This window comes from Neobacillus sp. WH10 (genome assembly GCF_030123405.1).
In the GTDB taxonomy this organism is placed as follows: domain Bacteria; phylum Bacillota; class Bacilli; order Bacillales; family Cytobacillaceae; genus Neobacillus.
Window position 1 is genome coordinate 3,896,361 of record NZ_CP126110.1, and the last position, 16,719, is coordinate 3,913,079.

Below are 16,719 nucleotides of genomic sequence, written 5' to 3' on the forward strand. Positions count from 1 at the left end.
CACATAAAAATTATTCTAACACCGATATTGGTGCTATTGCAATAAAAAAGCCAAAGCAGCTAAACTGACTTTGGCTTTTTCTATAAGAAATCAAAGAAATCCCCTTTTGACTTCAATAACTGTCCAGCTACAGCGCCTAGGGTCTCGGGGTCATAAGCCAATCCGTCAAGAAGGTTAAAAGCAACCTTCTCACCGGCTCGTCTTATGCCTGTCGACCCTGATCAAGGCGCTTCCGCTATTCTATTTTATTTATCGTCTTTAACTTCTTCAAATTCTGCATCAACAACATTGTCATCCTTAGGAGCAGTATTACCGCCATCTTGTGCGCCTGCTTGTGCTTGCTGAGCTTGTGCAGCTTGTTCATAAAGCTTCATAGTTAAAGCTTGAACGATTTCTTGCAAAGCATCCTTTTTAGCACGAATTTCGTTAAGGTCATTATTCTCAATCGCTTGTTTTAAAGCATCCTTCGCATCATTTGCTTTTGTAACCTCAGCTGCATCAACCTTACCTTCTAGGTCTTTTAACGTTTTTTCTGTTGTAAAGACAAGTTGGTCTGCTTCATTGCGAAGCTCTACTTCTTCCTTACGCTGCTTATCGGCTTCAGCGTTTTCCTCAGCTTCCCTTACCATTTTTTGGATATCTTCATCAGAAAGACCTGTTGATGACTTAATCGTGATTTGTTGTTCCTTATTAGTACCAAGATCTTTAGCACGGACATTAACAATACCGTTTTTATCAATGTCAAAGTTTACTTCAATTTGTGGAATTCCACGTGGTGCCGGTGGAATATCCGTTAATTGGAAGCGGCCCAATGTTTTGTTATTTGCTGCCATTGGACGTTCCCCTTGAAGGACATGGATATCAACCGCAGTTTGATTATCGGCAGCAGTTGAGAATACCTGTGACTTAGAAGTTGGGATAGTTGTATTTCGGTCAATTAGTTTTGTAAATACACCGCCCATTGTTTCAATACCAAGTGATAGTGGAGTTACGTCAAGTAATACGACATCCTTCACATCACCAGTAATAACACCGCCTTGAATAGCAGCGCCCATTGCTACAACCTCATCAGGGTTTACACCGCGATGCGGCTCTTGGCCTGTTGCCTTTTTAATCGCTTCCTGAACGGCAGGAATACGTGTTGATCCGCCAACTAGGATAACTTTATCGATTTGTGATGGTGATAACCCGGCATCACTTAGCGCTTGACGAGTTGGACCCATTGTTCGCTCCACTAGGGGTGCAGATAATTCATCAAACTTTGCTCTAGACATAGTTACTTCAAGATGAAGCGGACCAGCAGCACCTGCAGTGATGAATGGCAATGAAATTTGTGTTGAAGTCACACCTGACAAATCTTTTTTCGCTTTTTCAGCAGCATCCTTTAAGCGCTGTAAAGCCATTTTATCTTGAGAAAGGTCAATGCCATTTTCTTTTTTGAATTGGTCAACTAAATAATCAATAATCACTTGGTCAAAATCGTCTCCACCTAGGCGATTATCACCGGCAGTTGATTTTACTTCAAATACGCCATCACCAAGTTCAAGAATAGAGACGTCAAATGTACCGCCGCCAAGGTCATATACGAGAATCGTTTGATCTTGGTCCGTTTTATCTAAACCGTATGCAAGAGCGGCCGCAGTCGGCTCATTGATAATACGTTCAACTTCAAGCCCGGCAATTCTTCCGGCATCTTTTGTTGCTTGACGTTCCGCATCATTAAAGTAAGCAGGTACAGTAATAACTGCTTTTGTTACTGGCTCGCCAAGATAATCCTCAGCATAGGATTTTAAATATTGAAGAATGATAGCAGATAGCTCTTGTGGAGTATAGTCCTTACCTTCAATATTTTCTTTATAATTTGTACCCATATGGCGTTTAATCGACATAATGGTATTTGGATTTGTAATTGCTTGGCGTTTTGCCACTTCCCCCACTTGACGTTCTCCATTTTTAAATGCAATAACGGATGGACTTGTACGATTGCCTTCTGGGTTAGGAATTACTTTTGGTTCTCCACCTTCTAGTACAGACACACAAGAGTTTGTTGTTCCAAGGTCAATACCAATTATTTTACTCATTGCCTTTTCCTCCTAAAAAAATATGTAGACTTATTGATTTACTTTTACCATCGCCGGGCGAATAACACGGTCTTTTAATAGATAACCCTTTTGAAATTCGTCCGTAACAATATTGGATCCATAATTCTCATCCTCACCCTGCATCACTGCATGATGCTGGTGTGGATCAAACTCTTTTCCTACAGATTCAATTTGTTCAACACCCTCTTTTTTCAAGGTATCTAAAAGACTGCGGTACACCATATCCATACCTTGCAATAAAGACTTTGTTTGTTCATTATCAGCTTCTACATTCATGGCTCTTTCAAAATTATCTAATGAAGGCAGTAAATCTGTAATTAATTTTTGTGCTCTATATTTTTCGCTCGCCTCTTGATCTAATCTAGTACGGCGGCGGAAATTATCAAAATCTGCTTGAAGTCGTAGATATCGATTATCTGCCTCTTCTAACTTAGCCTTAAGTAGTTGAATTTCTTGCAGCTGTTCGTCGATGGGATTGGCATCTACTTTTTCTGTTGATTCCCCTTCATCAAAAACAGGCTCAACCGCTTTTTCCTCAGTAAGTTCAACTTGATCAGTACCTTCGATTTCTACTTCTTCATTTAGTGTATTATTTTTCTCATTCGTCAACTTACTCACCTCCCTTAAAGGATTTGTTTACTTTTATATTCATGTCATATCCATGGAAAAAGGGGTGAAACTTTAAAGGCATTTCACCCTTACTCAATATTACCAGTGCTAATTATTTTGATACAGCTTCGTTAATACCGCAGTCAAATCCCTGCTTAAAAATTGAAGCAGGCTAATTACACGTGAATATTCCATTCTCGTTGGACCAAGGATTGCGATAGTACCTAGTTTTTCAGCACCAACTGAATAAGATGCTGTTATTAAGCTGCAATTGTCCATTGCAGTAATATTATTCTCCGTGCCAATTTTAACATGAATACCTGCTGAATCTTTCCGAATTAAATTATAGATCCATTCTTCTTGGTCAATCATCATCAGCAGGGTACGGATTTTTGAAATATCATGAAATTCCGGCTGACTTAATATATTTGTTTTTCCGCCAAAGAAGAGCTTTTCATGTATTGGCATTTTCAAGGAATCAGCAATCGTATGCATCATAAGATCATAATTATGAATATGTTGCTTTAAAAGCATTGCCACTTCCTTATAAATCTTATCATTTAGATTTTCTAAAGGAACGCCTGCTAACCGGTCGTTTAAAATATTTACCGTCTTTTCTAAATCACTTGGATCTACAGAGGCAGGTAATGAAAACATCCGGTTTTCAACATGGCCAGTATCAGTAACAAAAATAGCGACCGCTGTCTCTTTGTTTAACGGTATGATTTGAATTTTTTTCAGCTTATTAATACTTACCGCAGGTCCAAGAACAATTGATGTGTAATTCGTTAGTTCTGATAATATTTTTGCAGATCTTTGAATAATCTTTTCAAACTCAAAAATTTTCTCAGCAAAAATCGAGCGGATAATCGATATATCCTGCTGGTTTAAATCCTGAGGCGACAGTAAATGGTCCACGTAATACCGATAACCTTTTTCAGACGGAACACGCCCTGAAGAGGTATGTGTCTTTTCAATAAACCCCAACTCTTCAAGGTCGGCCATTTCATTCCGAATTGTGGCAGAGCTTAAAGAAATTTCCTCTTTTTTCGACAAACTTCTTGAGCCGACTGGTTGGGCAGATCGAATAAAGTCATCAACAATAACTTGAAGAATTAACAATTGGCGATCTGTTAACAACATTCATCACCTCTGTTAGCACTCATAGTAACCGAGTGCTAATTATACTAATAAATTATCAAAAAAAGGGGGATGGTGTCAATCATTATGTACGAAGAAAAGCGAAAGCGCCTTGAACAGGCGCTGGAGCTAGACAACTCCTAAAAATGATTGAAAAACTTCATTACCTAAAAAACGGCCATTTTTAGTTAAATATATGTGATTATTCTTCACTTCTATCCATTGTTTAGTGATTAAATCCGTTAGCTCCTGCTCAAATATCTTTTGCGGATCAAGTTTAAATTTCTCAATAAAATGAGAAATTGAGACCCCTTCTGTTTTTCGTAATCCGAGGAACATCTCTTCTTCCATTTGTTCTGCTTTCGATACTAAGTGTTCTTCAAAAACAGGCAGGTTGCAGCTGCTTATTTGTTCGATATATTTTTTCAACGGCCCTGAATTTGATCGTCTTATTCCATTCACATAGCTATGTGCACCGGCTCCAAACCCATAATAATATTCATTATTCCAATAGGTTAGGTTATGCTTGCTTTCATAGCCATGCCTTGAAAAATTGCTAATTTCATATTGGTTGAATCCTCGTTTTTCCATTTCTTCCATCAATATTTCATACATAGCCGCTTCGATATCTTCACCAGGGGTAGGAAGCTTGCCCTTTTTCAATAGGTTATAAAAAACCGTTTTTGGTTCAATGATTAATGAGTATGCCGAGTAATGAGGTATATCGAGAGAAAATGCCTCTGTCAATGATTCTTTAAAGTCATTAACTGTTTGTGTTGGCAAACTGAAAATAAGATCGATACTGATATTTTCAAATCCTACTGTTTTGGCGTTTTCAATTGTTTGATATACATCTCTCGCTTTATGTACACGGCCAATTTTTTTTAGTAAATCCTCATTAAATGTTTGAACCCCAAGACTGATTCGATTTACCCCTGCCTCTTTTAATATTTGTAATTTTTCTTTTGTTAAATCACCAGGATTAGCTTCAAAGGTAAATTCACACGTGTTGCTCTTAGGCAAATTTCTGCTGATACTTTCACAAAACGACAATAGCTGTTTTTCATTTAATGATGTGGGGGTGCCTCCCCCGACAAAAATGGTTTGCAATGTATCTGTCGGAAATTGCTCAAGTGTCACCTTCATCTCTTGATCAAGTGCCTGTAAATAATCTTCAACCGGCTGACCCTTTAGAAATACTTTATTAAAATCACAATAATGACAAATATGTTCACAGAAGGGGATATGAATGTACGCTGCTTTTACCATGTTTTTCACTTCCTAATAAAAAGAGGCAGGATTTACCAAATATCAGGTAATCCCAACCCCCGGCTAGTTATTATTTTTTTGAATTATTGTCATCCATTTTTAACACTGCCATAAACGCTTCTTGCGGTACTTCAACGGAACCAACTTGTTTCATCCGTTTCTTACCTTCTTTTTGTTTTTCTAACAATTTACGTTTACGGGAGATATCCCCGCCATAACATTTCGCTAATACGTTTTTACGCATCGCTTTAATCGTGGAACGAGCGACAATTTTCTGTCCAATTGCGGCCTGGACTGGTACCTCGAACTGCTGTCTAGGAATAAGCTCCTTCAGCTTCTCAACAATTACTTTTCCGCGATCATAGGCAAAATCCTTATGGACAATGAAACTTAAGGCATCGACTTTTTCAGCGTTTAATAATATATCCATTTTAACAAGGCTGGATGGTTTATAACCAATGAGCTCATAATCAAAGGAAGCGTAGCCTCTAGTGCTTGATTTCAACTGATCAAAGAAATCATAAACAATTTCAGCCAATGGAATTTCATAGACAATGCTGACTCGATTTTCACCTTGGTATTGCATATCAATAAAGATGCCGCGCTTAAATTGGCACAGCTCCATTATTGCACCAACATAATCGTTCGGCGCCATCATCGTTGCTTTTACGTATGGCTCTTCGACACGATCAATTTTCTGAGGATCCGGCAAATTAGACGGGTTATCCACTTTTATCTCTGAACCGTCCGTTAAATGGACATGATAGATTACACTTGGTGCAGTTGTGATTAAATCAATTTTAAATTCCCGTTCAATCCGCTCTTGGATGATTTCCATGTGAAGAAGCCCTAAGAAGCCACAGCGGAAACCAAAGCCAAGCGCCTGGGATGTTTCAGGTTCAAATTGTAATGCAGAATCGTTTAATTGAAGCTTTTCAAGTGCTTCACGGAGGTCATTGAATTTTGCAGTATCGATTGGATATAGTCCGCAATAGACCATTGGATTCAGCTTTCGGTACCCCGGAAGCGGCTCTTCAGCCCCATTTTTCGCATTTGTGATCGTATCACCGACACGCGTATCGCCAACGTTTTTAATAGATGCTGTTAGAAAGCCAACGTCACCAACGGTTAACTCGTCAAGCAGTGTTGCTTTCGGTGAAAAAACACCTACTTCATTAACTTCAAACTCTTTTCCGGTTGCCATCATTTTGATCTTGTCGCCGACTTTAACAGATCCTTCGACAACACGAATATAGGCAACAACCCCGCGGTATGCATCATATAAGGAGTCAAAGATAAGCGCTTTTAACGGTGCATCCGGGTCTCCTGTTGGGGCCGGCACTGTTTTTACCACTTGCTCAAGGATTTCTTCAATGCCGATCCCGGCTTTAGCAGAGGCTAAAACCGCTTCTGAGGCATCTAAGCCAATCACTTCTTCAATTTCATTGCGAACCCTTTCAGGCTCAGCACTTGGCAAGTCAATTTTATTGATAACAGGTAATATTTCAAGGTCGTTATCTAATGCAAGGTAAACGTTCGCTAGTGTCTGTGCTTCAATTCCCTGCGCAGCGTCTACGACCAAAATGGCACCTTCACAGGCAGCAAGGCTCCTTGATACCTCATAAGTAAAATCGACGTGCCCTGGTGTATCAATTAAATGGAAAATATAGTCTTCTCCATCTTTCGCTTTATATTTTAACTGTACAGCATTTAACTTTATGGTAATCCCGCGCTCTCTTTCAAGATCCATTGAATCTAAAAGCTGATCTTTCATTTCACGAGATGTTAATGCATTCGTTTTTTCCAAAATACGGTCTGCCAATGTTGATTTCCCATGATCAATGTGGGCAATAATCGAAAAATTTCTTATCTTTTCTTGGCGTTTCAGTCTATCTTCTCTATTCATGGTAGTTCACTCCTACTATTCTCGCACATGTACACTATTTTTGATTATATCAGCAAAGAAAAGTGGAAATCAATGTTTTTCCGCTAAAAATAGCGGCACCAATAAGGCACCGCAAACCATTTAATCTGTTATCAGCTTAATTAATTTTTCGGAGGCTCCGGAAATTCCATCTGACATTTTCTTTCCCATCGATGAAAAGAAATTAAATGCGCCTATTTCCTCAAGCTTCTTCTTTTTCGCTTCGATATCATGACTGGAAATATCATTTCCAAGAAAGGAAGAACTTATATTATTGCCCGATTCTTGGATGGAGACAGCATTTTGAAAATTCGGGTCGTCATAGCCCTTTATTTTATGAATCCCATTATTGGCCAGTTGCATTCCAGTTAATACAGAGATAACCATGAGAGCCACAACGCATATGCTTTTTACGATAAACATTTTCATAGAATTGCTCCCTTACTGCTATTGTTTATCAGTGGATTGATCCACATCCTGATTCACTTTTTCTGCCTGCCAGTAATATTCACTAAACGCATCGGCAAGGGCGTCCGCGGAGCGATTTAATTCATCAAACGTATTATCAACACCGCCAAATTCGATTAAAATGGCATTTTCTGAGAGGTTTTGGTTATAGACGGCGTTTCCGGAAGGCTTCACAATGACCCCTCGACTTATACCTTGATATTTTTTTTCTAAAAGATTGTGAAGCTCAGTAGCAAGTTTTGCATTCTTTTCATAATTCGGATTCTTCCCACCAATGATAAAGGCTAACTTAGCGTATGTCTTTCCATTAATTGTTGTGGTTGTATGGTCTTTTCGTTGCGAATCCCTATGAATATCGATTAAATATTGTAAATCCCGGCTTGAAGCCATGGCATCTTGTACTAATAACCTGGATTCTTGGTATGACCTTGCGAAATTTAACCCTTTTTTCTTTAAGTTTGCCTCGACATCCGTTTTATCTATTGAAGTACCGATTCCCCTGTCTTCCAAGCTTGTTTTTAGCTGATCACCAATTTTAGTGACGTTAATTTGAGAATGGTAAGCTAGATTCGGGTTCGTCACACCTTTCAGATATGGTAAATAGGATTCCCGATTATGAGTGAAATAAACATAAACAACCTTTCGATCACCTGTTGTTTGTCCCGGAGATGGGGACGTTTTTTCATTTGACGGTTTATCTAAACCTTCTAAATTCTGCAATACTGCCTCGCGCTCAGCCTTCATGATTTCTATCGGCGGTGATGACTCAATCGGCATGTTTGTATAATTCGTGCCCTCACCAGCAACAAGAATTTTTCCATCAAATTGAAAGAAACCAGGGAGTTCCCTGCCAAGAAGGCTTCTGGGATCATTCAAATTAATATTGCTTGACAGTTTAAACACTAAACTGGTCAATTTTGGGGTCGATGCCCAATTATTCTCTGTCTTTAAAAAATGATGATTTTCCCAGCCCATTAATTGTTAAAGCAATTCTCCATTGACATTCGTAGCAGCTTGATTCACAGAAGATGACATAATTCTATATTGTGGCTTCAATGAGGTTAAGAGCCCGCTAATAGAAAAGACCAGGATCAAAAATAATGATAGAGCCGCGAAAATTTTAAGTAAGCTTGTCCCTTGGACAATCAAAAACATACCAGATGTTCTAGCATTTTTCATTGTTCCACCTCGCATTAACGATTCTAGTAAAACTTATGACATTACTAGAATTGATAGAACTAATTATTTGGTGGAATTAAAAAGGAGCCTTTGATTAAAAAAGCTGGCTCCTTTTAAATATTATTTTGTATAATATCCGGCATTCCCTTGGTCGACTGCATGGTGGAGAGAGGCATTCAACCCATTGGCTATTAGGTTTGCCATATCTTCGATGAAGACATCCACTTCCTTTGGCGTGACCATTAAATTATGTCCAAGTGGGGACAACACCTCATAAATTAGCTTTCTTTTCTCCTCATCAGATAAAGTGCCAATCATACCAAGAAATGTCTTCCGGTGCTCTTCTTCTGGTAAATCCTCGTCGGTTAGCTTTCTCTTTTCACCAAAGCTCATACCCGCTGGTGCAAGCGCTCTGGAAGGACGATTTCCTTCCTTCAGTTCCTTTCCAAAATGCTTTAGGATAAAATCAATCGTATCACTTGTAATCGAAACAGCGTCTACAACTGTTGGGACTCCAATTGCAATAACAGGTATCCCTAATGTTTCCTTGCTAAGTTCCTTTCTTTTATTCCCAACTCCTGAACCAGGGTGAATACCTGTATCGGAAATTTGTATAGTGGAATTGACCCTTTCAATCGACCGTGATGCTAATGCATCGATGGCAATCACAAAATCAGGTTTTGTTTTTTCGACAATCCCAAAAATGATATCGCTTGTTTCAATCCCAGTCAGCCCCATAACCCCTGGTGACAGAGCACTAACTGAACGATAACCTTCTTCAATATTTTCCGGCTGAAGCTGAAAAAGATGGCGGGTAATTAAAAGATTTTCACAAACCATTGGTCCTAATGCATCTGGGGTGACATTCCAATTTCCCAGCCCTACAACAAGACACGAATCTGTTTTTTTTATGCCTGAGCCTTCTAAAAAATATGCAAATTCCTTGGCAAAAATCTCTACTACCTTTTGCTGCACCTCGGTGTTTTGCTCCCTAATTCCTTGAACCTCTATCGTTAAATACCGGCCGGCTTTTTTACCAAGCTCCTGTTCACCCTGTTTTGTTACTTCAACCAATGAGATTTTTATATCGTTAACATCTTTTTCCTTAATAATTACGCCTTCAATTTGTGAAAGGTTTTCTTCTTGTCCAACAGACCTTCCTGCAAGTACCATTTCCCTTGCTTCAATTGCCAAATCTGTTCGAACGGAGTACTTACTTAAGTCAATCGAATCACCCATTTTCATTCACTCCTAACCCTGTAAATAGAAACTATTTTCCTATTTTTGCCCCTTTACACTTAAAACATGCAAATTAGAAACAAGTATTGCAATATAGGCTCCTGTTTGATAAAATACTTCTTGTTCTGAATTATTATGGATGAATGTATAGTCGAGTTCATATAGTCTCGATTCTTTGTAGGAGGTGAATGGAATGCCTAACATTAAATCTGCTATTAAGCGTGTTAAAACAACTGAAGCTAAAAATGCTCAAAATACAACTGCTAAATCTGCAATGCGTACAGCTGTTAAGAAAGTAGAAGCTGCTGTTACAGTTAATGACGCTGCTGCTGCAAAAGAAGCATTAGTTGCTGCTGCTAGTAAATTAGACAAGGCTGCTGCAAAAGGTCTTATCCACAAAAATGCTGCTGCTCGTAAAAAATCCCGTCTAATGAAGAAATCAAACGCTCTATAATAAATAAAAGCGTAAAATAAAAAAACGATTCCCTTAAAGGGGAATCGTTTTTTTATTTTTTCAACTGGAACAATAATATTTCAATCAATAATGATTTATTCATTCCGCCAGTTTTCATCTGATAGTCTGCCTCAGCTAGGCGCACCATTAGGTGGGATAATTCTTCATCGGTAAATTTATTGGCCTGTCCGAGTGCAAGCTTGACACGGAACGGGTGCGTTTTCAAGTAACCGGCAATTTGCTGCTGTCCATAGCCTCTTCTTGAAAGCTCCTTCACTTGATAGATAAGTCTAAATTGCCCTGCCAGCAAGGCCAAAATTTTAATTGGTTCTTCATTTTGCTTTAATAAATCATAATAAATACGTAACGCCTCATCGAGCCTTCGCTGCACTACTTTTTCAATCAGGGTAAAAATATTTTGTTCAAGTGACCTAGCTACTAGCTTTTCAACTAAGTGAACATCCACCCGCTTTTGCTCAGCAGCATATAATGCCAATTTATCGACTTCACTGGCGATCATGAACATATTTGTGCCTACGAGAGCAAGAAGTTGGTCAATCGCATTTAATTCAAATTCAATCCCAATGCTTTTTGCTCGTTCCTTTACCCAATTTTTTAATTCATGTTCATTTAATTTTTTTGCCTCAACCAACTCAGCGTTTCTTTTTAATTCCTTGGTTATTTTTTTTCGTTCGTCTAATTTTTCATACGGTGCGGATAAAACCATTACTGTATAAGGAGCCGGTTCCTTCAGATATGCTTCAAATTTCATTAAATTATGGTCAACCTTCTCTTTTGATTTCTCTGCCGTTAAAAAAATCGGATTATGTAAAAAAACAACTTTTCGTTCCCCTAAAAAAGGGAAGGTTTCGGCATCCTCTAATGCTACATCAATTGGTGTTTCCTCTAAATCATACGCGGAAAAATTAAAATCCTTCTCTTCTTCGTCTAATATATGGTTTAGCAGTAATTGTTTCGTTTCATTGATTAAAAATGCTTCTGTTCCATATAATAAATAAATAGGAGCAATTTCTTTTTGTTTAATTTTCCGCCAAATTTCTACTACCATTTTGTCCAGCGCTCCCCTTCATCTCACTCACATCTTATCGTAATGAAGCTTGGACGATTTGACAAGTACTTAATGAGAATTGGCACCTACCTAATAAGTGCCAATTCCCGATCTATAATGAACGCCTGCAATAAGAAAGCCCTAGGAACCTTTATTGCCTGGCGGAGTTCCTTTTGTAATCATAGTGTAGCCCTTAGCGAGTCTAACTATTTTGACAACTCTTGTCATTACAGGAAGCAGTTAAAGGGGTGCTGGATTTTTTTAGACAAATAGCTTATACTATAATTTGAAAATAGGAGGGGTGGACTGTGAACGAATTTGAAAAAAATCCGCAATGTACTCGTAACGATGCGATTGATTCTGGAATAGGATTTGGGGTTTCCTTCGGTTTCTTTGCTTTAATGTTTATTATCGCAACAGTCATTAAGCTAATCGGCTCATAATGACCGGCTACATACGTCTTATAAAAGAGGCTGCTTAAGATGCAGTCTCTTTTTTTAGAATTGCTATATCCTATGGTAAATAGGTTGAAAAGGTTCCTGTTCCACGATAAAAATGGAAGGTAATGGCCCCATGTAAATCAGTTCGATAAATGATGGTATTTGTAGCATTTAACCTTTTTAGTACTTCTTGATGGGGATGTCCGAAGCGATTTTTTTCACCCGCTGAAATTAAAGCAACTCGGGGTTTTATTTGTTGGATGAAACCCTCGGCACTTGATGTTTTGCTGCCATGATGACCTGCCTTAAGAACATCAATTTTCAACTTGGGGTATTTCTTTCTTATTTTCTCCTCTCCTTCTTGATCAAGATCCCCGCCAAAAAACCAACTGACTCCCCCTATATAGGCAATAAAAGCTATCGACCCGCTATTACGTTCACCGGTATAATTCTTTTCAGGCGAGAGGATAAAAAATTCACTTTCATTCATTTTCCATTGATCCCCCGCTGTCACCTTAATGACAGGAATTCCTTGTTTCTTTGCCACCTGTATGATAGCTAGTTCTGTTTCAGAAGGTTCCGTAACGGAAGGCAATAGAATTTGCTTCACCTCAAGCTCAGATAAAATCGATAAAGACCCGCCAATATGATCCATATCCCCATGTGTAAGAATGAGTTTGTCAATCCGGGTAATTCCTTTTCCTTTTAAGTATGGAACAACCACATCCCGCCCCACCTCAAACGGTTTTCCACGCTCTTTCCACTTTTCTTCAGCAAAGTCAATCCTCCCTCCTGTGTCGATGAGGTAGTTACCTTTTCCATGTGGAAGATGAATCAATATACTATCACCTTGTCCGACATCAATCATTGTCACTTCACCGTACGGTTTCAACCAATTCCAACAAGATTGAAAGGTAAACAGCGTGACAGCTAATACGAGCAAATGTAATCTTTTCTTCGAATAATCCCCAACCTCCCATATGATAAAAATTGCAACAATAAGAAAAAGGTAGACGCCCAACATTATCATGTTAGGTTTTCCAGGAATAAAACGCACAAATGAAAAATCAGCTAAAAAATCGATAAGGTGATTGGAAAATTTAATGATCTTTAATACAAGGTCAATAAGCATTTGAGGGGTTTTTCCAAACAGAAGTTGAATGAAAAACAATACATATAATCCCGGGAGATAGACAAACGAAAAAAGAGGGATATAAAACAAATTGGCTAGAATACCAACCATCGAAACTTCAAAAAAATGATAAAGCAATAATGGCAGTGCTGCAAGCTGTGCCGTCACGGATGTAAACAACATCCGTATCCCATTATTCTGATATCCTTTTAGGATATATGGGGCAGACAGAATTATAGCAAAGCTAACGGAGAAGGAGAGCTGAAAGCCAACATCAAAAAGCACCAAAGGAGAAATAAATAAAAAGAGGATAAACGCCAAGCTAATGGTATCAAGCAGTAAAAGCTTTACATGATAGTTCCATTTTACTGTGATTAATACAAGGAAAATCATTAGTGCTGCCCTGATCACCGATGGTGAACCGCCCGTAAGGATGACATAAATAGGCAGTAGAAACAGAAGAAAATTTGTCATGAACTGTCTCGTAAACCCGAATCGAATCCCAATATAAAAAACCATTCCAATTAACAAGGAAACATGCAGACCGGAAATGGCTAATAAATGGACAATCCCGGTTTTTTGATAATCTCCAAGTAATTCATGATCAAGCATACTTCTGTCACCAAAAATTAAAGCTGCAGATAGTGAAGCCATTTCAGGAGGGAAATTTTTTTCAAGATAGCGAATACCAGAAAAACGAAGTTGTTTAATTAACACTAGTGGTGAGGGTTTCAATGTGGAACAATGTTGAAGTGGATTATCCTGTATTTCAACAATCCAATAAATTTCCTTTGAGGCTAGATAATTACGATAATCGAAACCATTTGGATTTTTAGCAGCCGCTGGTTTTTTCATGGTGCCTGACACCTTGCATAAACAACGATAAAAGCTTTTACTCTTTAGTTTATCTTTTTCTATTTCGGATTTGATTTTGTACCGGATGAGGAGTTTTTCTTTGAATTGTTTATCGATTGCCTGCACCTGGAGTAAATCACCGTCAATTTTCGGATCTTGGCTATATTCGATCATAAGTTTTGAATTTGATTCAGGAATGACAGATTTATTTTTTGTTTTAGCCTGCCCTCCCACAAGGAAAAAGGCCGCAAATATAACCATAACCAAGTATATTTGAGCATTCCGGAATCGTTTATATTTAGTTAAAACATAAAAATAAATAAAAGTTAAAAGAAAAAAGGGGAGAAACGTAACAATAGCGCAAAGAACACCTAATAATGCAGCAAGAGCAAAATAAACATATTTTCCATTCATTTTTTTCTCCATTTTGTGGTTATAGTTTATTAGAGGCAAATTCGAAGTCAGGCAAACGCCGGAGTAAACCGGCGTCTTTCAGTGGAATATTTATTGGTTAATTTTGCGGAAATCAATAACTGATTCCGTCAATTCAACCTTTTCAACTTTTATATTTGCCTGCTCAAAAAGTTCGAGCGCGTATGGATGGTTTTTATAATCCTCCGCGTAATAGACTGTTTTTATGCCAGCCTGGATAATCGCTTTACAGCATTGAAGGCAAGGGAAATGAGTAACATAAATTTCAGCCTCGGCTGTTGGCACTCCAAACTTTGCACATTGCAGCAGTGCATTCATTTCAGCGTGGATGGTCCTTACACAATGATGATCGATCACATAGCATCCCTTATCAATACAATGGTCGCCACCGGCAATAGAGCCATTGTAACCTCCGGCAATAATACGCTTATCTCTAACAATGGTAGCCCCCACTGTCAATCGTGTACAAGTGCTTCTAAGTGCGAGCAAATGGCTTTGTGCCATAAAATATTGATCCCAAGAAATTCGCTCCATTTATCCCACTCCCTTGAAAATTCTTTTCTTTTAAGTTTACTTGTGTTTGTCCAATTTGGTCAATGAAAGATTCAATTCACTACAATCAAATCTTTTAATTTATCAAACGTCTTTTCACCGATGCCGCTAATGCTTTTTAAATCTTCAACCACTTTAAATGGGCCGCTTGCATTACGATATTCAACAATAGCTGCAGCCTTGGCCGGACCAATACCGGGGAGGTTTTGTAACTCCTGCTCATTTGCTTTATTTATATTTATTTTTCCTTGATTCTGACTAGTCCCGCCAGATACCGTGATGCTTCCTTCCGATTGGCCTTGTGTAGTGACACCTACCTCCCCCTTCGCAGGTATATATATCACCATTTCATCCTGCACATGTTCGGCAAAATTTACTTGAGTTTGGTCCGCTTGATCCGTTAAGCCTCCCGCTCGGCCTATGACATCAATTACACGTTCACTTGTAATTGATTGATATACCCCGGGCAGTTTTACCTGCCCCTTCACATCGACCATGATTTTTTCTGGCTGGGCAGCAGCTTGATTCGGTTGTTTTTTATTTTCTGTTTCCACACCTTCAGTTTGAAGCTTATTTTCACCAATAGTTGAATTAATTGGAGCAGGCTCTTCTTTATCATTAACATAAAAATAATACGAGCCGCCAAAAACAATAAAAACAACAGCAATAACGGTAAACTTATGTTCAATCAACCATTCTTTCAAGAGAATCCATCCTTTCTAAAGGTATATTTCAAATTTGATTTTCATATGGTTATAAAAGAATATTGCATGCGAAGGAGGGTCGAAAAAATGAATATAGGTATCATCGGTACCGGTAATATGGGGACAATGTTGGTTGAGGCTTTGATTGATGGAAAAGCTATTTCCCCTTCTTCAATGATGATTACTAACAGAACAAAATCAAAAGCCATTCTGCTTAAAGATAAATATAATGAAATTAGGGTTGGGGCAAATGCGGAAGAAGTAGCTGCTCAATCCGATTTGTTATTTCTATGTGTGAAACCGTTAGACATATATAAAATGTTAGAAAAGATTTGTCCGTATTTAAGCCCTGAAAAATGTCTCATTTCGATAACGAGTCCTGTCAGTACAAGCCAAATTGAAAAAAAGGTATCTTGTTCAATAGTCCGGGTAATCCCAAGCATCACCAATCGTGCGTTAGCCGGTGTGTCATTGATTACCTATGGAGAAAACTGCAGTGACCTTTGGAGAACAAAAGTAGAGAAATTAATTTCGAAGATTTCGGTGCCAGTTTGTATCGATGAAAAAATAACGAGGGTTGCCTCTGATATCGTAAGCTGCGGACCAGCGTTCTTCAGTTATCTTCTTCAGAGTTTCATACAAGCAGCAGTAAAAGAGACTGAAATTGATAATAAGACAGCAACTATCTTTGCAAGTGAAATGATAGTCGGTCTTGGCGCATTATTAAAGCAAGGGCATTATACCCTGCCGTCATTACAAGAAAAAGTTAGTGTAAAGGGCGGAATAACTGGTGAAGGAATTAAAGTGCTTGATAATGAGCTTGGAGATGTATTTGAACAAATATTTCAAGCGACGCATGCAAAGTTTAAAGAGGATTTGGATAAGGTAGAGATTCAATTCTCTAATCAATAATTCGAGTTTCTTTTACAAATTCCTGCAACTTTTTTAAAAAAAGCCATCTTTTTAATTTTTATTAAAAGTCAAGTTACTTTATTAATAACATGATAATGGGGAGAATTATATAATGTTGCACATTATATAAGACAGAAAAAGAAGGATAGATAAAGCAGAAAAAATTTGCTTTATCTATCCTAATTAGGAGTAGCGTCAGGAAAACATACAATGTTGTAGAAATTCCTTTATTAAAAGCC

13 protein-coding genes and 2 pseudogenes are annotated in these 16,719 nt (G+C 38.2%); 3 read left to right on the top strand and 12 right to left on the bottom strand.

From position 1 onward, the window contains the following. Positions 1 to 245: 245 nt before the first annotated feature. From dnaK to gpr, 8 genes and pseudogenes are all read right to left on the bottom strand, one after another. The gene (dnaK, locus tag QNH20_RS18935) at positions 246 to 2,081 is read right to left on the bottom strand and encodes a molecular chaperone DnaK (RefSeq protein ID WP_283919525.1); all 1,836 of its coding nucleotides are present in this window, start codon (positions 2,079 to 2,081) and stop codon (positions 246 to 248) included. A gap of 30 nt (positions 2,082 to 2,111) precedes the next feature. Continuing rightward, positions 2,112 to 2,711 (bottom strand): nucleotide exchange factor GrpE, encoded by a 600-nt coding sequence (gene grpE, locus QNH20_RS18940; protein WP_283919526.1) that lies wholly within the window; start codon positions 2,709 to 2,711, stop codon positions 2,112 to 2,114. Between the two features lie 108 nt (positions 2,712 to 2,819). Next, positions 2,820 to 3,851, bottom strand: coding sequence for a heat-inducible transcriptional repressor HrcA (gene hrcA, locus QNH20_RS18945; RefSeq protein ID WP_283923450.1), 1,032 nt, complete (start codon positions 3,849 to 3,851; stop codon positions 2,820 to 2,822). A 129-nt stretch (positions 3,852 to 3,980) separates the two neighbouring features. Then, entirely contained in the window at positions 3,981 to 5,120 is a 1,140-nt protein-coding gene (hemW, locus tag QNH20_RS18950; RefSeq protein WP_283919527.1) for a radical SAM family heme chaperone HemW, read from the bottom strand. A gap of 70 nt (positions 5,121 to 5,190) precedes the next feature. Beyond that, on the bottom strand, positions 5,191 to 7,026 hold the full coding sequence (lepA, locus tag QNH20_RS18955) for a translation elongation factor 4 (protein WP_283919528.1): 1,836 nt from the start codon (positions 7,024 to 7,026) through the stop codon (positions 5,191 to 5,193). A 120-nt stretch (positions 7,027 to 7,146) separates the two neighbouring features. Next, the gene (locus QNH20_RS18960) at positions 7,147 to 7,473 is read right to left on the bottom strand and encodes a DUF3679 domain-containing protein (RefSeq protein ID WP_283919529.1); all 327 of its coding nucleotides are present in this window, start codon (positions 7,471 to 7,473) and stop codon (positions 7,147 to 7,149) included. 18 nt (positions 7,474 to 7,491) lie between these two features. Then, positions 7,492 to 8,691: pseudogene (gene spoIIP, locus QNH20_RS18965) on the bottom strand (stage II sporulation protein P). Positions 8,692 to 8,811: 120 nt separating this feature from the next. Next, positions 8,812 to 9,930: a GPR endopeptidase gene (gene gpr / locus QNH20_RS18970; RefSeq protein ID WP_283919530.1), complete on the bottom strand. Its 1,119-nt coding sequence runs from the start codon at positions 9,928 to 9,930 to the stop codon at positions 8,812 to 8,814. Between the two features lie 193 nt (positions 9,931 to 10,123). Between gpr and rpsT the strand changes: the two genes are divergently transcribed. Then, on the top strand, positions 10,124 to 10,384 hold the full coding sequence (gene rpsT / locus QNH20_RS18975) for a 30S ribosomal protein S20 (protein WP_283919531.1): 261 nt from the start codon (positions 10,124 to 10,126) through the stop codon (positions 10,382 to 10,384). A 52-nt stretch (positions 10,385 to 10,436) separates the two neighbouring features. Here the strand turns inward: rpsT and holA are convergent, their stop codons facing one another. Then, the gene (gene holA, locus QNH20_RS18980) at positions 10,437 to 11,453 is read right to left on the bottom strand and encodes a DNA polymerase III subunit delta (protein WP_283919532.1); all 1,017 of its coding nucleotides are present in this window, start codon (positions 11,451 to 11,453) and stop codon (positions 10,437 to 10,439) included. A 308-nt stretch (positions 11,454 to 11,761) separates the two neighbouring features. On the opposite strand from holA, the gene QNH20_RS18985 reads away from it, so the two are divergent. After that, on the top strand, positions 11,762 to 11,896 hold the full coding sequence (locus QNH20_RS18985; RefSeq protein WP_283919533.1) for a YqzM family protein: 135 nt from the start codon (positions 11,762 to 11,764) through the stop codon (positions 11,894 to 11,896). 70 nt (positions 11,897 to 11,966) lie between these two features. Here QNH20_RS18985 and QNH20_RS18990 read toward each other — a convergent pair whose 3' ends face one another. The 3 genes and pseudogenes from QNH20_RS18990 to QNH20_RS19000 form a co-directional block, all read right to left on the bottom strand. Beyond that, complete coding sequence (locus tag QNH20_RS18990) at positions 11,967 to 14,294, bottom strand: DNA internalization-related competence protein ComEC/Rec2 (protein ID WP_283919534.1); 2,328 nt, start codon at positions 14,292 to 14,294, stop codon at positions 11,967 to 11,969. A 105-nt stretch (positions 14,295 to 14,399) separates the two neighbouring features. After that, positions 14,400 to 14,846, bottom strand: a pseudogene (locus QNH20_RS18995) (ComE operon protein 2); the annotation flags it as partial. A 71-nt stretch (positions 14,847 to 14,917) separates the two neighbouring features. Beyond that, complete coding sequence (locus QNH20_RS19000) at positions 14,918 to 15,568, bottom strand: helix-hairpin-helix domain-containing protein (RefSeq protein WP_283919536.1); 651 nt, start codon at positions 15,566 to 15,568, stop codon at positions 14,918 to 14,920. A gap of 87 nt (positions 15,569 to 15,655) precedes the next feature. On the opposite strand from QNH20_RS19000, the gene comER reads away from it, so the two are divergent. Further along, positions 15,656 to 16,480 (top strand): late competence protein ComER, encoded by an 825-nt coding sequence (comER, locus tag QNH20_RS19005; protein ID WP_283919537.1) that lies wholly within the window; start codon positions 15,656 to 15,658, stop codon positions 16,478 to 16,480. The last annotated feature ends 239 nt before the right edge of the window (positions 16,481 to 16,719 follow it).